Below are 18,558 nucleotides of genomic sequence, written 5' to 3' on the forward strand. Positions count from 1 at the left end.
TGATTGATTTCATTGTGTTAAGTTGCGCCTTGTCACATTCTTTATCTGAAACGTTTCTTGTTCCCAATAGAATTGCGAAAGCATCCGAAAAAATAGCTACGCCCTGATACTCATCCCCGTGAATATCCTTACAGGATGATGTGTCTTGCCTACTGAGCCTTCAGCATATCAGGCTAAATAATCTCTATCTTTTCCTCAGGATGAAGACTCCATGAAACAGCCCAAACTCGATAAAGCCGTATTTCAGGCTGCGCTTACCCGTCAATGGCAACGCTTTGGCCTTGATTCAGCACAGAAAATGACAACACATCAGTGGTGGCAAGCTATCAGTACCACTCTTTTGGAATTACTGCCTACTTATCGTCAAAGCAGTAATCATCAAATTGATAATCCAAACCACGTCGATAACTCAAAAGGCAATCAACGACACGTAAACTACATTTCGATGGAATTTCTCATCGGCCGTTTGACTGCTAACAATTTGCTTAACCTTGGCTGGTATGATGATGTTCAGACTTATTTAGCCGAATATGGCGTGGTATTAAGTGATGTACTGGAAGAAGAAGTCGATCCTGCTTTGGGTAATGGTGGATTAGGGCGTCTGGCAGCTTGTTTTCTTGATTCGATGGCAACCCTTAAGCAACCAGCAATAGGCTACGGACTCAATTATCAATATGGTCTGTTCCGGCAATCTTTCGAACAGGGGCTACAAATTGAAACTCCTGATGATTGGGAACGCAATACCTATCCGTGGTTTTACCACAATATACAGTTGAAAGTTAACGTCAGTTTCGGCGGTAAAATTGTCATAACAACAGAAGGTCGTGAAACCTGGCTACCTGATTTTACGCTGACAGGAGAAGCATGGGATCTACCTGTGATTGGTTATGATAATGGTGTTATACAACCCCTGCGTCTGTGGCTGGCAACTCACGATAACCCCTTTGATTTATCACTGTTTAATGATGGGCAGTTCCTGCATGCTGAGCAACAAGGCATTGAAGCCACCAGCCTGACCAAAGTCCTCTATCCGAATGATAATCATCAGGCCGGAAAACGCCTTCGTCTGATGCAACAGTATTTCCAGTGCGCCTGTGCTGTGGCTGATATTCTACGCCGTCATCAACAAGCTGACCGCAAAATACAAGAGTTACCGCAGTACGAAGTTATCCAGCTCAATGATACCCACCCAACCATTGCCATTCCTGAGATGATGCGTCTTCTGATTGATGAACACCAATTGGATTGGGACACTGCATGGGCCATTACTGGGAAGACCTTCGCTTATACCAACCACACCCTATTACCAGAAGGCTTAGAACGTTGGGATGAACATCTGGTCAGTGAATTACTGCCGCGCCACCACCGTATCATTCAGGAAATAAACCGTCGTTTCCGTGAAACAGTGGAACAAAACTGGCCAGGCAATCAAAAAATATGGGAAAAACTGGCTGTTATCCATGACCATCAGGTGAGGATGGCTAATCTCTGTGTTGTAGCCTGTTTTGCAGTCAATGGAGTGGCAGCACTGCATTCATCTTTGATTGTGACAGACCTATTCCCTGAATATCATCAATTGTGGCCGGCAAAATTCCATAATGTAACCAATGGCGTTACACCACGTCGCTGGCTAAAACAGTGCAATCCAGCACTTTCCTCATTGATTGATCAGACATTAGGACACGAATGGTTCAACGATATTACCGCGTTAAAAAAACTCGAACCCTATGCCAATGATGCGGCTTTCCATGAAGCTTATCGGGGGGTAAAACAGGATAATAAAATCCGCTTGTCCAACTACGTTAATAAAGTGATGGGGCTTAAACTCGATCCCCATGCCATTTTCGATGTACAAATCAAACGACTGCATGAATACAAACGCCAGCATTTGAATCTGCTGCATATCCTCTCACTTTATCGACAAATTCAGGAAAACCCGGCGTTGGATATTCACCCACGAGTTTTCCTGTTCGGTGCTAAAGCCGCCCCCGGCTACTATCTGGCAAAAAATATTATCTCAGCCATCAACCACGCAGCCGAAAAGATCAACCATGATCCGATCGTACGAGATCGCCTAAAGATTGTCTTTATTCCCGATTACAATGTTTCTAAAGCTGAATTAATGATCCCTGCCGCCGATGTATCAGAACAGATCTCTACAGCAGGAAAAGAGGCCTCCGGCACAGGTAATATGAAACTCGCCTTAAATGGAGCGCTAACTATCGGCACACTGGATGGTGCGAATGTCGAAATAGCCGAACAAGTTGGTAACGATAATATTTTTATCTTCGGGCATACAGTAGAGGAAGCAAAAGCATTACTAAAAAATGGCTACAATCCACAAAGCATTCTCCAACAAAACAGTCACCTACAAGACATCCTCGATTCGCTTGCCAACGGTGAATTCAGTCATGGAGATACACAAGCATTTGCTTTAATGCTGCATAGCCTGATTGATGGCGGTGACCCTTATTTGGTACTGGCAGATTTTGCTGATTACTGCGTTGCTCAGCAGCGGATCGACGCTCTATATCGTAATACCCACGGTTGGACACAGAGCGCGATCCTTAATACTGCCCGTATGGGAAAATTCAGCTCTGACCGAACTATTCAAGATTATCAACAGCGTATCTGGCAGTCGAAATAAGGATCCGTCATGGAAAATAAATGCCTTGATGATTTGGCAACAGAGGCTGGTATTGCCACTGAATATATTAATGCTTATGGGAAACCACAGGCTATTCCTGCTCAAATAAGGCATCGGATTTTACAAGCTATGGGGACAAATACACCGGTCAAAAGACCGGTTTCTGACCTATCTGTTCTGTCTTTACCCACAGTGAAAGTATTGATGCAGGGAAAAGCATTTACTTTGTCTTTGGATAGCTCAATACCATATCAATGGCAGATACAGACAGAACAAGGAGAAGATTTACATGGAAGTTGCCAATATCAGATTACATTGCCGACCTCTTTGCCTCTGGGTTACCACACTCTTATTTTGACACCTATATCAGAGCAAAAAAACGATGCACAACATCACACGATGCAGATCATTGTCACACCAGAACGCTGTTATGAACCAAAGCCCTTGAAGAAAGGCCATAAACTTTGGGGAGCCTGTGTTCAACTCTATACTCTGCGTTCAGAAAATAACTGGGGAATCGGTGATTTTGGTGATTTAAAACAGATGTTGCGAGAACTGGCACAACGCGGAGGGGCTTTTATCGGCCTGAATCCGCTACATGCAATGTATCCGGCCATGCCTGAAAACGCCAGCCCTTATAGTCCTTCATCCCGCCATTGGCTTAATGTCATTTACATTGATGTAAATCAGGTAGAAGACTTCAAATCCTGTATCGAAGCTCAAATATGGTGGCAGTCACCGGAAACTCAGCACAAACTTCAGCATGCCCGCCAAACAGAATGGGTTGATTATTCCACCGTAATGGCATTAAAAATGACGGCGTTACGTTTGGCTTATCAGCAATTCAATACCCGAATTGATGCAGATCCCCTTTACATCGCTTTCCGGCAATTTATTACTCAAGGTGGTAAGAGCCTGTATTCACAGGCTGTCTATGATGCCCTGCTCTGTAAACTGTACAGTGAAAACCATGCTTATTGGGGTTGGCCCGCCTGGCCAGAAAAATATCGTGATCCAGATAGTGATACCGTTCAGGAATTTTGTCATACCCACTCACAGGAAGTGGAATTTTTTCTTTGGCTACAATGGATAGCTGACAGTCAGTTAGCTGACTGTTTTAGTGAAAGCCAAAACAGTTCTATGCCAATTGGTATTTACCGTGATCTGGCTGTCGGTGTGGCGCAAGGCGGTTCAGAAACCTGGGAGAACCGAGAGCTTTATTGCACTGAAGCATCCATTGGTGCACCACCGGATATTTTGGGGCCACTAGGGCAGGACTGGGGACTTCCACCGATGAATCCTCACGTGTTACAGACCCAACACTACCAGCCTTTTATTGAATTACTACGTAGCAATATGCGTCATTGCGGTGCATTACGAATTGATCATGTGATGGCACTGCTCAGGCTTTGGTGGATCCCACAAGGAGAAAGTGCAGCCCACGGAGTTTATGTTCACTATCCCGTTGATGATCTGCTGGCAATACTAGCACTGGAAAGTCAACGCCACTGTTGCATGGTGATAGGTGAAGATTTAGGGATTGTACCAGAAGAGATTGTCGGGAAATTACGCGACCGTGGTGTCTACTCTTACAAGGTATTTTATTTCGAGCGCGACGGACAAGGAGAATTTAAGTCACCTGATGCATATACCATACAAGCTATGGCGACTATCACCACCCATGATTTACCAACATTACGCGGGTTTTGGCAAAGTGGCGATCTGAAACTGGGGGAATCAATCGGCTTATATCCAGATAACACGCTACTTGCTGAGTTATATGATGAACGCGAACATTGTAAGCAAAAGCTATTGGCAGGTTTACACCGCTCTGGCTATCTTTCTGAATCATCGTTCATAACAAATATGCCAATTCGATTGCAGCAAGAGGCATCATCATCACAGATATCAATCTCCATTAATCATGACATACACTATTATCTCGCCAGCAGTACCAGCGCTTTATTAGGCTTACAGCCCGAAGATTGGTTAGATATGGAACACCCTGTCAATGTTCCCGGCACAACCAGGGAATACCCGAACTGGCGACGTAAATTAGCTGTTACATTGGAAACTATTTTCAAAGATGAGCGTGTAAATCACTTGCTGGAAACAGTGAATAAGCACAGAAGGACGATTTCGAAATCAGTTGAATAAATACTCTTGTACTAGGGCGGGCTTACGGCAGATTTTGCTAAATATAAGCACAACCATACCATTATTCGTGTGGTCCACGCTTCTGGTCTGAAATTCTCCGCAATTATTTAGTATTAAACTTCGTACCGGAATAATTGCGGTACGAAGTTCCAACTTAAATTCTCTTTACTTTGGTTGACTTTCAATCAGATAGTCACCCCTTCACACCACCCGCTGTTAATCCTCCCACCAACCAGCGCTGAGCAAGTAAGAAAACCACTGTGATAGGCACAGCAGAAAGTACGGCAGCCGCTGCAAAATCCCCCCAAAGGTAATTTTGTGGATGAAGATATTGCTGCATACCCACAGCTAATGTGTAATTGTCCACATCACTTAACAATAGTGACGCCACTGGCACTTCAGTAATCACCCCAATAAAAGACAGAATAAATACAACTGCCAGTATTGGTACAGAAAGAGGCAAAAGTATCAAACGAAAAACTTGCCACGATGTCGCCCCATCCAACATAGCCGCTTCTTCTAAAGAACGGTCTAACGTTTCAAAATAACCTTTTATCGTCCACACATGCAGAGCAATTCCCCCCATATAAGCAAAGATCACGCTGCCATGGGTATTCAACCCGATAAAAGGAATATATTCTCCTAGTCGATCAAACAGAGCATATAGTGCTACCAATGACAAAACAGCAGGGAACATTTGAAAAATCAACATTCCTTTCAACAAGGTACTTTTGCCACGAAAACGCATACGAGCAAAGGCATAAGCACATGTTGTTGATAGTGCAACAATACCCGTGGCAGTAATAAATGCGACTTTTACAGAATTCCATAGCCATAACATCACCGGAAATGGTGGAGATGTAACTCGCCCATCAGCGGATTCTACACTAATGCCAAGTGCCAATTTCCAGTGTTCCCAGGAAATCGTATCCGGAATAAGACTCCCTGTAGCAAAATTTCCCGGCCGTAAGGAAATAGCAATAACCATCAGTAATGGAAATAAAATCAAAGCGATAAAAGTCAGCATGAATATATGTGTTGCCCATACTCGCCACCGTTGCGATTTAGGTTGCACCATCGCCATGTTGTCATCTCCTTAGTCAAATTTAATACGTGTGGTTTTCAGGTTAATGATTGCTAAGGCGCCCACCAGCAGGAAAATTAACGTTGCTATCGCCGCCGCTAATCCAAAATCCTGTCCTCCACCACCTTCAAACGCAATACGATAGGTATAGCTGACTAAGAGGTCGGTATAACCCGCAGGTGTTGTTGTGCCAATACGATCTGGTCCACCTTTAGTGAGTAATTGGATCAGGACAAAATTGTTGAAGTTAAAAGCAAAGCTGGCAATCATCAATGGCGTCAGGGGCTTAATTAACAAAGGAAACGTGATATAGAAGAAATTCTGTAACGGTCCTGCACCATCCATTGCGGATGCTTCATACAGATCATCAGGAATCGCTTTCAGCAATCCCATACACAGGATCATCATATAGGGATAACCCAACCATGTATTGACGATAATCAGCATGGTTCTGGTCAGAGTCGGATCAGTAAACCAATCCGGTTTCAGACCAAATAACCCATTAAGCAGCAGGTTAATTTCGCCAAAACTTTGATTAAATAACCCCTTGAAGATAAGGATAGAAATAAAGGAAGGTACAGCATACGGTAAGATAAGTAATACTCGGTAAATTGCCCTGCCTTTGAGTGCTTCCCACTGTACAATACACGCCAGGATCATACCTAGCGCCACAGTCAACATTACTGTCAACAGGGAAAAGATCACCGTCCAGACAAAAATGGAGAGAAAAGGTTTTTGAATCCCTTCATCCTGTATCACCCGCAAGAAGTTTTTCCACCCAATAGAAACAGTAAAACCGGGACTCAACGTTTCTTGCCCCCATTCCCCTTTGGCATTAATGGATTGATAGAAGCCTGTCTCCATATTTGGTCGGTATTGCACACCAGTTTGATTGTTGGTTAGAGCGTTACCATCTTCACTCAGAGTATAAAGTGCATGTATACCAGAAAATTGCCGTAGAGAACTCATACGTAACTTACTGCCATCAGGCAAAATCACCACAATTTTCCCTAATATCTGTCGGTTCTGAGTGATAGTACGTAATGTAGCAGCACTACTTTCGAAACCAACCGTTCGTTCATGCAATGGCAGAATCATCTCTTCCTTTTCAGATTCAGATAAAGAAAAAGGTTCTGATACCAATATATTATAACTGGACATCTTAGAACTATCCGGGATACTCAATGCCAAAACCCACCGTTCAGCTTCAGGATAAAGCTTGAAATCAAATGCTTCTCCTGTCTGATATTGACGACTCATTAATACTGTCTTAGCCCGCTCAAGGGTGAGTTGGTTAGTACTGCTATAATTTGTAAAAGCAATCGCAATGGTGCAAATAAGCGGAAACAATACAAACAAAGCCATTCCGGCAATACCCGGATAGGTATAACGCCAAGCATAAGCTCTGCTGTTAACAAAAATATAAATACCACTGCCCAGTAATACCAGTGTCAGCATAGCAAACAGGTATTCCCCTTGTGCATACATCAACACAGTTAAATAACCGGTAAAAAATAGGCCCATCCCCGCTATCAGCCCCACAACAAGCCGTTTCAGGACAGAACGTGACCACCATACTTTTTTGTTCAATCTCGTTGACATTATGCACTTCCTGTTACTATCCCGGTTAATAACTATTCCCGTTACAAAAATATCTTTACTCAAAATCTGTTATTGAAATACAGTAACCAAACTTGCCTTTCAACAGATAAAAAAAGCTCCTTCAAAATCAGGAGCTTAATATTCGTTTATTTTACTATCCGAGCCTCTGCATCATTAAGAGCCGCATCTACAGATTGTCGACTACTTATTGAATTGAGTACGGCGCTACGCATGCCATACCAGAAACTGCTCATTTGTGAAATATTGGGCATAATTTCCCCTTTCTGAGCATTTTCCATCGTGGCAGCAATGCGAGGATCTTTGGCAAGGATATCCTGATAGGTTTTCAACGCTACAGCACCTAATGGCTTATCCTTATCCATCATGGCCAAACCTTCATTAGTCAGCAGGTAATTTTCCAAAAACTCTTTCGCCAATTCCTTATTAGGACTGGCAGCATTAATTCCCGCACTTAAAATACCAACAAAAGGTTTAGAAGGTTGACCTTTAAAAGTAGGTAACAGAGTGACACCGTAATTGATCTTACTTTTGTCGATATTCGCCCATGACCAAGGGCCATTGATCGTCATTGCTGTTTTGCCTTTATTGAAAGCAGCTTCAGCAATGGAGTAATCGATATCCGCACTGAGATGTTTGTTCTTTACCAAGTTGACTAAAAATGTCAAACCCGCTTTAGAGCCAGCATGATTTACACCACTATCTTTAATATTGTAAGTATCTCCTTGCCTCTTAAAAGCATATCCACCATCAGCAGCAATCAGGGGCCAGGAGAAATAAGGCTCCTGTAAATTAAACATAATGGCACTCTTTCCCTGTTTTTTTAGTTCGTTATCCAATGCCGGAATTTCTTCCCATGTTGCAGGTGGTGACTTAAGTAGATCCTTATTGTAAATAAGGGAAAGTGCTTCAACAGCAACAGGATAACCAACTATCTTGCCATCATGGCGAACAGCATCCCAGGTAAAAGGAAACAGTTTGTCTATAAAATTTTTATCAGGTGTGACCTCAGCTAACAGCCCAGACTGTGCATAGCCTCCAAAACGGTCATGTGCCCAAAAAATGATATCAGGACCATCCCCCGTTGTAGCAATCTGGGAGTACTTTTCTTCTAGTTTATCTGGGTGTTCAACACTGACTGAAATGCCCGTTTCCTGCGCAAACTTATCACCAACCTGAGACAGACCGTTATATCCCTTATCCCCATTGATCCAAATGACTAGTTTACCTTCTTCCAATTTTGCTAAAGCCGGGGCAGAGAGTACCCATGTAGATAAAACGGAAAGCATCAGAGCACGAACACTCACTTTCAAAGTTGTTTTTGTCATCATTCCGTCCTTTTTATCGTCTGCTAATTTAAGCTAAATTTCTCATTACACTTTCAGAAAATAGTCCTCAGTGTGCAATTAATGGAAAACAGGCTCATCCTCCTTTATCCTACGCCTCCCATCAAATGAGTGTGAGCATGATTACAAAAGCACTGTAAACCAGACTGTTAGTCTTAAAAAGGCATCAATTTTTGGGATTAAAATCACATCTTATTCCGTGACTTATCAAAGAATTTTTCAATTTTATTAATCTAATCCTCCTACCTCCTCCCCCATAAAAAACTATGAAATGGAGGATTTTTGTTCCTGTTATTTTGCACACAATCCTGCCATCTGCTTTTCACTACAAACCAGGATGGCAACTCCGAGGGAAATACATGTCCAGCGTCACACTTCGTAATGTATCTAAGGCTTATGGTGAAAATATTATTTCTAAAAATCTCAATCTTGAGATTGAAGAAGGGGAATTCGTGGTTTTTGTTGGCCCATCAGGATGTGGAAAATCAACTTTATTAAGGATGATTGCCGGGCTGGAAGATATTACTTCCGGTGAGCTATTGATCGCAGGGCAAAGAATAAATGATGTACCGCCTGCCAAACGCAGTATCGGAATGGTTTTTCAATCTTATGCGCTCTACCCCCATCTGTCTGTAGCAGATAATATGTCTTTCGGTTTAAAGCTAGCAGGTGTTAAAAAGAGTGAAATACAGAAGCGAGTAGAGCGAGTTGCAGAAACTCTCCAGCTTGCTCACTTATTAGATCGCCGCCCAAAAGCGCTATCAGGCGGGCAACGTCAGCGAGTTGCTATTGGCAGAACTCTGGTAGCCGAACCTAATATCTTTTTGCTGGATGAGCCTCTTTCCAATTTGGATGCAGCCCTGCGTGTCCAAATGCGTATTGAAATTTCACGCCTGCACAAGCGACTGAAACGCACCATGATCTATGTCACCCATGATCAAACCGAAGCTATGACATTGGCAGATAAGATCGTCGTATTAAACGGAGGCAATATTGCTCAGATTGGAAAACCTCTGGAGATTTATCACTACCCTGCCAACCGTTTTGTAGCCAGTTTTATTGGCTCTCCGAAAATGAATTTCTTGCCCGTCAAGGTTTCTGCTATCGCCGTCGATCAAGTGCAAATCAGCCTGCCCAATGGACAGCATGTTTGGCTTCCTGTCGAAAGTAAAGGCCTCACTGTTGGCAGTAACGTATCCCTAGGCATTCGCCCGGAACACCTACTGCCCAATGATATTGCCGACGTAACACTAGAAGGAACAATACAGCTAGTAGAGCAGTTAGGAAATGAAACGCAAATCCATATCCACATATCAGCTATCCATCAAAACCTCGTTTATCTCCGGCCTGATATTGTTCTCGTGGAAGAAGGGGAAACCTTCACGATCGGGTTAGCTCCTCATCGCTGCCATCTGTTCCGGGAAGATGGAACGGCATGCCAGCGTTTGCATAAAGAACCAGGAGTTTAAATCTACTCTATAAAAAAATAACAGGAGAATTATTAATGCGTATCTTACCTCTCTCATTGACTATACTGGCTGGATTATTTTCCATACAAGCCGCTGCGGTAGACTTTCACGGTTATGCCCGTTCAGGTATCGGTTGGACAGGCAGTGGAGGTGAACAAAAATGTGCTCAAAGTACAGGCGCACAAAGTAAATATCGCCTCGGCAATGAGTGTGAAACCTATGCCGAATTAAAATTAGGACAGGAATTGTGGCAGGAAGGTGACAAGCGCTTCTATTTTGACACTAATCTGGCCTATTCCATCGCACAAAAGAGCGATTGGGAATCAATCAGCCCGGCTCTTCGTGAAATGAATGTGAAGGCAAGTAATATCATTGATTGGCTACCCGGTTCGACTTTATGGGCAGGTAAGCGCTTTTACCAACGCCATGATGTGCATATGATCGATTTTTATTATTGGGATATCTCTGGCCCCGGTGCAGGCTTGGAAAATATTGATCTTGGTGTGGGCAAACTTTCCCTTGCTGTGACTCGCAATACCGAAAATGGTGGCTCATATGGCTGGATTGCAGGTAAACAGGGCGATCCCTCCACCTCTAATGATGTTTTCGATATTCGGCTTGCTGATTTACCTATCAATGATGGTGGAACGCTGGAATTGGGGATTGACTATGGGCGTGCTAATGCGCGCAAAGGCTATCATCTGGATAAAAACGCCTCCAAAGATGGCGTTATGCTAACGGCTGAACACACACAAAGTATGTTAGGAGGATTCAACAAGTTTGTTGTTCAGTATGCAACTGATTCCATGACCTCCAGCAATAATGGTCGTCCAGAAGGTGCTAACGTCAACAATAATGGTCATATGCTGCGTATTTTAAATCATGGTGCAATTAATCTGGCAAAAAAATGGGATCTGATGTACGTGGCTATGTATCAGGATATTGACCGCGATAATCGTAACGGCACCACATGGTATACGGTTGGTATCCGGCCAATGTATAAGTGGACCCCTATTATGAGTACGTTGATGGAAGCTGGCTATGACAGTGTGAAATCTCAACGCACCAAAGCGACAAATAATCAATACAAAATTACATTGGCACAGCAATGGCAAGCTGGGGATAGTATCTGGTCCCGTCCTGCTATCCGTTTATTTGTTACTTATGCCAAATGGAATGAAAAATGGGGTTATGCCAATCCCAATGGCGTTGCTTACTCTGACACACCAGCACACCGTTTCAGCCGTGGTAAGAGTGATGAATTCACATTTGGGGCTCAATTTGAGGCTTGGTGGTAATGTCAGGCAAAGGTCATAAAATGAGAATCAAACTGCTTCCTATTTGTTTCGGTATCTTGTTCTGCATGAACATACCCACACTGACTTATGCTGTCACTGAAACGGTTTCTGATAAGTCCATCACTGATTTGAGAAAGCGCAACGCTGTTGCGCCTTCTTTACCTATCTCCGTTTTACAGAAATTAGCATGGCAATCGGTGAATACCAATGCCAAGCAAACAGTGACTCTTAATCACGCATCAATTCAGCTTAACCAAGGAAATATCCAGGGTGCAGTTGCCGCTCTTGCTTTACCTGCCAATCATGGAGCATTGGAAATAACCCTGAGTAGCCTGATAAAAGACAGACAAGTTTATTCACCTAATGTGTTAGTGCTTGATGAACAATTCCGTCCTGCTGCTTTTTACCCAAGCCATTATTTTACCTATCAGCAACCAAGTATTATGTCAGCAGACAGGCTTGAGGGGACATTAAAACTGACACCTGCATTAGGGCAGCAGCAAATTTATATGCTGATTTATACAACCCATACAGATCTACAAACATCGACAGAAATGGTTGATCCCGCCAAAGCTTATGCACAGGGAGTCGGTAATGCTGTGCCTAATATCCCTAATCCGATAGCTCACCATACCGATACAGGTACTTTAACGCTGAAAGTAAAATCGGAACGAGATGCTGGAAATATTTTAATTGGTCATGCTTTTACTGTATCCGAGCCTAAAGCAGTGACTGTTGGTTCTACCCAACTAAATACTGTTCCTTCTGGGCAACCGTCATCTATTGCACCGGAAACCAAATCGGTCTTAGGTGATACCGAACAGTATTTCAATGATGCTATTAAAAAAGCGATTAAAAGTGGTGATATTGATAAGGCACTGAAGTTATTAGATGAAGCAGAGCGTCTTGGCTCACCAAGCGCACGAGAAACATTTATCAAAATGGTAAAAAACAAAGAATAGGCTTGTTTCAGCGAAAACCATATTCAGCGAAAACCATAGTGAGATTCAATAAATAAACTTAGGGCCTAAAGGAATAGGCTCTATATCCTATGAATTCAGATAGGTTTATAACTGTACATTTATAACTATGGTGAACCTCTAAAAATCTGACAATGTATTAATATCTTACATCCTGTTATCTATAAGCTGTAAAGGTACAATATTTGCCTGATTAGAAATCATTCTTGCCATTTTTTCAATGGAGTCTGTCCGTAATATATATAATCGTTTCAAAGAGAAGGGATTATCCCCAAACTTTACTTTTCCCTGAACTGTAGTAACCGCCAAATGAAATCCAGCATTTTTGGCAGCTTTCATCGCTATCTGGTTATATCCACCAAAAGGATAAGAGAGATAAAGTACATAGGGATTAAATTGTGATAGTGCCCGGCGTGAATGCTCGAAATCATACAGGATATTGCGGTATGAACGACTGAATAATATTGGTTGTTTATTTTTACCTAAACGATGCAAAAAATGGGTATGGGATTGAAAATCAAAAACGTTCTGCATGGAGTATAATTCAGAAAGACTTAAAAATTGCAGACTATTAGGGTTCCATTTTTGTGGGTGGCGTTTAATTCGGGATGAAATAATAAAAAGCGTTGCCTTTTGTCCATTTTCTTTCAGTATTGGATAAGCATACCGATATACAGATTTCAATCCATCATCAAACGTCAAAGCAACAGCTTTAGCTGGCAAGTTAATGTCTCTATTCAGGTATCCTTCCAGTTCATATAATGAAATCGTGGTATAGCCCGCCTGTTTCAAATAAGCCATCTGATGACGAAAGGCAGTCAAAGATGTGGTTGTTGAAGTATGGAGAAAACGTTTATTTTCCTTATCATTAAGAACATGGTGATAAGTCAACACAGGAATACCATTATCCAACTCAGCATCTTGGTCACTAATGTAACCCAAGCGATCGCCTAAATTGATTTCATACCAAATATGATGTGAAGCGTCTTGTAATTTATCCAAAATTGGATAACGGAGATCCGCTGCCAAAATTGCGACGGGTTTATTATCTACTTTTGGTGTGCTATAGACTCGAATGTCCTTAAAAATAACTAAGCCTTGAGATGCTTTTTTATTGAGAGTCTGGAAGGGATCAATAGGAAATGCTGATCTCTTTATTTCCCTCAAACTCTCTTTGGCAATATAACCTTTCCCATTACCAAAGCTAAGTTCGTAATAATCACTGTCTTCCCCTTCTTCCTGAGTCACTTTCAGGTTTTGCCCTTTTTTGAATAGTCCAACCTGAATGACATGTTCACCAATCCAGGCATAGATTTCACTATCTCTGATTACCTCCATATAACGATAGCTTGACCCATTATGCTGATGTGCTACGGCCGGATTGAGAAAAAATATCAAGGGCAGTAAGAAAACCATTACAAAAACATGAACGATTCGTCTCATTTGTATTTTCCACCCAATAAAAAATGCCCTCTACCAAGAGAGGGCATTTTACAATTAGCTATACTGATTAAGTATACTATTATTCATCATCAGGAAATTACTCGTTATTGCTGCTACCGAAACCAGCATTCAACAATTCAGCAAGGTTTGCAGTGGCTTCATCAACACTAACTTGTGGTGCTTCAATCACTTCATTTTCGTGACGACGACGCATACGATCCTGATGGTAAGCATAACCTGTACCCGCAGGGATCAGACGACCCACAATAACGTTCTCTTTCAGGCCACGCAGCTCATCACGCTTACCTGCAACAGCAGCTTCAGTCAGTACGCGAGTTGTTTCCTGGAACGACGCCGCAGAAATGAAGGATTCTGTTGCCAATGACGCTTTGGTAATACCCAACAGATCACGGTGGAAAGTCGCAGATACTTTGCCGTCCTGCTCCAACTTACGGTTAGCAACTTTAACGCGTGCGTATTCAACTTGCTCGCCTTCGAGGAATTCAGAACTTCCCGCATTTGCAATGGTAACTTTACGCAGCATCTGACGAACGATAACTTCAATGTGTTTATCGTTAATCTTAACGCCTTGCAGACGGTAAACTTCCTGAACTTCGTTGGTGATATAACGGGCAACAGCATGAACACCACGCAAACGCAGAATGTCATGTGGAGATTCTGGACCATCGGAGATCACGTCACCACGTTCAACAACCTCACCTTCGAACACGTTGAGCTGACGCCATTTAGGGATCATCTCTTCGTAAGCATCACCACCATCCAGTGGGCTGATTACCAGACGACGCTTGCCTTTGGTTTCTTTACCGAAGGAAACGATACCGCTGATCTCTGCCAGGATAGCAGGCTCTTTTGGACGACGAGCTTCGAACAGGTCTGCAACGCGTGGCAGACCACCGGTAATATCTTTAGTACCGCCAGATTCCTGAGGAATACGCGCCAGCGTATCACCCGCAGAGATAGCCATGCCATCTTCCAACTGAACAATCGCTTTACCCGGCAGGAAGTACTGAGCAGGCATGTCTGTACCTGGGATCAGAACATCGTTACCCTGAACATCAACGATTTTCAGTGCCGGACGCAGGTCTTTACCACTACCAGTACGCTCTGCACTATCCAGAACGACCAGTGATGACAGACCAGTCAGTTCGTCCGTCTGACGGGTGATGGTTTGACCATCAACCATGTCGTAGAACTGAATGATACCGGATACTTCACTCACGACTGGCATGGTGTGTGGATCCCAGTTCGCAACAGTTTCACCGCCGGTTACTGCTTCACCATCACCTTTAGCCAATACCGCGCCGTAAGGTACTTTATAGCTTTCTTTCGTACGACCGAAGCCGTCAATCAGGCGCAATTCAGTATTACGGGAAGTAATAACCAGTTTGCCCACAGAGTTAGTAACAAATTTTGCGTTAGTCAGTTTAAGCTGACCTTTATTACGTACCTGAATGCTGGATTCTGCCGCCGCACGAGATGCCGCACCACCGATATGGAACGTACGCATCGTCAACTGTGTACCTGGTTCACCGATTGACTGTGCCGCGATTACACCAACTGCTTCACCTTTGTTGATGATATGTCCACGAGCAAGGTCACGTCCGTAACATTTCGCACAAACACCAAAGTCAGTTTCACAACTCACGACGGAACGTACTTTCACGCTGTCAACGGAGTTTTCTTCTAACAGGTCACACCATTTTTCGTTCAGCAGGGTATTACGTGGAACCAGAATGTCTGCTGAACCTGGTTTCAGGACGTCTTCAGCAGTCACACGGCCCAATACACGCTCACGCAGAGGTTCTTTAACGTCACCACCCTCAATAACCGGGGTCATCAGAATACCGTCGTGAGTACCGCAGTCATCTTCAGTGACCACCAGATCCTGAGCAACGTCAACCAGACGACGCGTCAGGTAACCGGAGTTCGCAGTCTTCAATGCGGTATCCGCCAGACCTTTACGAGCACCGTGAGTTGAAATGAAGTACTGGAGTACGTTCAGACCTTCACGGAAGTTCGCAGTGATTGGGGTCTCAATGATGGAGCCATCTGGCGTTGCCATCAGACCACGCATACCCGCCAACTGACGGATCTGAGCCGCAGAACCACGAGCACCAGAGTCGGCCATCATAAAGATGTTATTGAAGGAAACCTGCTGTTCTTCTTCGCCATTACGGTTAATCACAGTTTCAGAAGAGAGGTTTTCCATCATTGCTTTAGCAACACGCTCGTTCGCCGCAGCCCAGATATCGATAACCTTGTTATAACGTTCGCCCGCAGTTACCAGTCCTGACTGAAACTGTTCCTGAATTTCGGCAACTTCGGCTTCAGCTTCTGCAATGATGCCTTCTTTCTTCTCAGGAATAACCATGTCATCAATACCTACGGATACCCCTGAACGGGCAGCGTAAGCAAAACCGGTATACATGGTCTGGTCAGCCAAAATAACGGTTGGTTTCAAACCCAGTACGCGGTAACAGGTATTCAGCATCTTAGAGATAGCTTTTTTACCCAGAGGCTGGTTAATCAATGAATACGGCAAACCTTTTGGTACGATCATCCACAGGATGGCACGACCAATAGTCGTATCAACCAATCCTGTATTGACAGTGACATTACCTTCACCATCTTTCACTTCTTCGGTAATACGAACTTTGACTCTGGCATGCAGAGAAGCCAGACCTGCGCGGTATACGCGTTCTGCTTCTTTAGGACCGGTCAAAACCATGCCTTCGCCTTTCGCGTTAACACAGTCACGAGTCATGTAGTACAGACCCAATACAACGTCCTGAGATGGAACGATGATTGGTTCACCGCTCGCTGGAGACAGGATGTTGTTGGTAGACATCATCAACGCACGCGCTTCCAACTGAGCTTCCAGTGTCAACGGTACGTGAACAGCCATCTGGTCACCGTCAAAGTCGGCGTTATACGCCGCACACACCAGTGGGTGCAACTGGATTGCTTTACCTTCGATCAGAACCGGTTCGAATGCCTGAATACCCAGACGGTGAAGGGTTGGTGCACGGTTTAACAAAACCGGGTGCTCACGGATAACCTCATCAAGGATATCCCATACAACCGCTTCTTCGCGTTCAACCATCTTCTTGGCTGCTTTGATGGTAGTCGCCAAACCACGCAGTTCCAGCTTACCGTAGATGAATGGCTTGAACAGTTCCAGCGCCATTTTCTTAGGCAAACCACACTGATGCAGACGCAGGTATGGACCTACGGTAATGACAGAACGGCCTGAGTAGTCAACACGTTTACCTAGCAGGTTCTGACGGAAACGGCCTTGTTTACCCTTGATCATGTCTGCCAGGGATTTCAGAGGACGCTTATTGGAACCCGTAATCGCACGACCACGACGACCGTTGTCTAACAGCGCATCAACCGCTTCTTGTAGCATACGTTTTTCATTACGTACGATGATGTCTGGCGCAGCCAGATCCAGCAGGCGTTTCAGACGGTTGTTACGGTTAATAACGCGACGATACAGATCGTTCAGGTCTGAAGTTGCGAAACGACCGCCATCCAGTGGAACCAATGGACGCAGATCCGGTGGCAGAACTGGCAGAACGGTCAGAACCATCCACTCTGGCTTGTTGCCAGACTGAATAAAGGCTTCCAGCAGCTTAATGCGCTTGGTCAGCTTCTTGCGCTTAGTTTCAGAGTTGGTTTCGTTCAGTTCTTCACGCAGGGTTTCACATTCGTTTTCCAGATCCATGTTTTTCAACAAAGATTGGATCGCTTCCGCACCCATTTTGGCGTCGAATTCATCACCGAATTCTTCCAGTGCATCCAGATACTGTTCTTCAGTCAGGATCTGGCCGCGCTCAAGGCTGGTCATGCCACCTTCAACAACTACATAGGATTCGAAGTACAATACGCGTTCAATGTCGCGCAGTGGCATATCCAGCAGCAAACCGATACGGGATGGCAGAGATTTCAGGAACCAAATGTGAGCGGTCGGAGATGCCAGTTCGATGTGACCCATACGTTCACGACGAACTTTAGTCTGAGTCACCTCAACACCACACTTCTCACAAATGACACCCCGGTGTTTCAAGCGCTTGTATTTACCACACAAGCATTCGTAATCTTTTACTGGCCCGAAAATACGCGCACAGAAAAGTCCGTCACGCTCAGGTTTGAACGTACGGTAGTTAATGGTTTCCGGCTTTTTTACTTCTCCGAATGACCACGAACGGATCATATCTGGAGAGGCCAGAGCAATTTTGATCGCATCAAACTCTTCGGTCTTGGTTTGCGCTTTCAGAAACTTCAATAAGTCTTTCACGAAATGGCTCCTGTCGGAGTTAGACCTGTTAGGTGAGTGGCCCATGCCACTCCCCCCTATGACCAGTGTAACCACTGGCTGGCAAACTGCCCGACATTGCTATATGTTTCAACGCAATATTTCAACACAACGTTGCAAAACCATGTTTCAACACCCGGTTTCAACATAAGGCCGGACAGTGCCAGCGGAAAAC

The 18,558-nt window shown here is 44.0% G+C and carries 10 protein-coding genes; 5 read left to right on the top strand and 5 right to left on the bottom strand.

Annotated features, from left to right (window positions below; genetic code table 11):
- Positions 1-211: 211 nt before the first annotated feature.
- Together malP and malQ are read left to right on the top strand one after the other, a co-directional pair.
- Complete coding sequence (gene malP / locus AAC147_RS01485; protein ID WP_047684923.1) at positions 212-2,647, top strand: maltodextrin phosphorylase; 2,436 nt, start codon at positions 212-214, stop codon at positions 2,645-2,647.
- A gap of 9 nt (positions 2,648-2,656) precedes the next feature.
- Positions 2,657-4,804, top strand: a complete 2,148-nt coding sequence (gene malQ, locus AAC147_RS01490) for a 4-alpha-glucanotransferase (RefSeq protein ID WP_047684926.1) — start codon at positions 2,657-2,659, stop codon at positions 4,802-4,804.
- A gap of 193 nt (positions 4,805-4,997) precedes the next feature.
- Here malQ and malG read toward each other — a convergent pair whose 3' ends face one another.
- From malG to malE, 3 genes are all read right to left on the bottom strand, one after another.
- Positions 4,998-5,888, bottom strand: coding sequence for a maltose ABC transporter permease MalG (malG, locus tag AAC147_RS01495; RefSeq protein ID WP_047684929.1), 891 nt, complete (start codon positions 5,886-5,888; stop codon positions 4,998-5,000).
- Positions 5,889-5,900: 12 nt separating this feature from the next.
- On the bottom strand, positions 5,901-7,490 hold the full coding sequence (malF, locus tag AAC147_RS01500) for a maltose ABC transporter permease MalF (RefSeq protein WP_047684932.1): 1,590 nt from the start codon (positions 7,488-7,490) through the stop codon (positions 5,901-5,903).
- A 146-nt stretch (positions 7,491-7,636) separates the two neighbouring features.
- Entirely contained in the window at positions 7,637-8,836 is a 1,200-nt protein-coding gene (gene malE, locus AAC147_RS01505; RefSeq protein ID WP_047684935.1) for a maltose/maltodextrin ABC transporter substrate-binding protein MalE, read from the bottom strand.
- 377 nt (positions 8,837-9,213) lie between these two features.
- On the opposite strand from malE, the gene malK reads away from it, so the two are divergent.
- From malK to malM, 3 genes are read left to right on the top strand one after another with little or no spacing between them, the layout of a single operon-like run.
- Positions 9,214-10,323 carry a maltose/maltodextrin ABC transporter ATP-binding protein MalK gene (malK, locus tag AAC147_RS01510; RefSeq protein ID WP_047684938.1) on the top strand — a complete coding sequence of 370 codons (1,110 nt, stop codon included), beginning with the start codon at positions 9,214-9,216 and terminating at the stop codon, positions 10,321-10,323.
- Between the two features lie 35 nt (positions 10,324-10,358).
- Positions 10,359-11,621, top strand: a complete 1,263-nt coding sequence (locus AAC147_RS01515) for a maltoporin (RefSeq protein WP_047684941.1) — start codon at positions 10,359-10,361, stop codon at positions 11,619-11,621.
- Between the two features lie 20 nt (positions 11,622-11,641).
- Positions 11,642-12,583, top strand: coding sequence for a maltose operon protein MalM (gene malM / locus AAC147_RS01520; RefSeq protein ID WP_047684982.1), 942 nt, complete (start codon positions 11,642-11,644; stop codon positions 12,581-12,583).
- Positions 12,584-12,748: 165 nt separating this feature from the next.
- On the opposite strand, the gene AAC147_RS01525 is transcribed toward malM, so the two are convergent.
- Together AAC147_RS01525 and rpoC are read right to left on the bottom strand one after the other, a co-directional pair.
- The gene (locus AAC147_RS01525) at positions 12,749-14,017 is read right to left on the bottom strand and encodes a polysaccharide deacetylase family protein (protein WP_369793167.1); all 1,269 of its coding nucleotides are present in this window, start codon (positions 14,015-14,017) and stop codon (positions 12,749-12,751) included.
- A gap of 124 nt (positions 14,018-14,141) precedes the next feature.
- On the bottom strand, positions 14,142-18,365 hold the full coding sequence (rpoC, locus tag AAC147_RS01530) for a DNA-directed RNA polymerase subunit beta' (protein ID WP_047684947.1): 4,224 nt from the start codon (positions 18,363-18,365) through the stop codon (positions 14,142-14,144).
- Between the last annotated feature and the right edge of the window lie 193 nt (positions 18,366-18,558).

Origin of the sequence: Xenorhabdus sp. NBAII XenSa04 (assembly GCF_963866145.1) — a bacterium.
Classification (GTDB): Bacteria; Pseudomonadota; Gammaproteobacteria; order Enterobacterales; family Enterobacteriaceae; genus Xenorhabdus; species Xenorhabdus indica.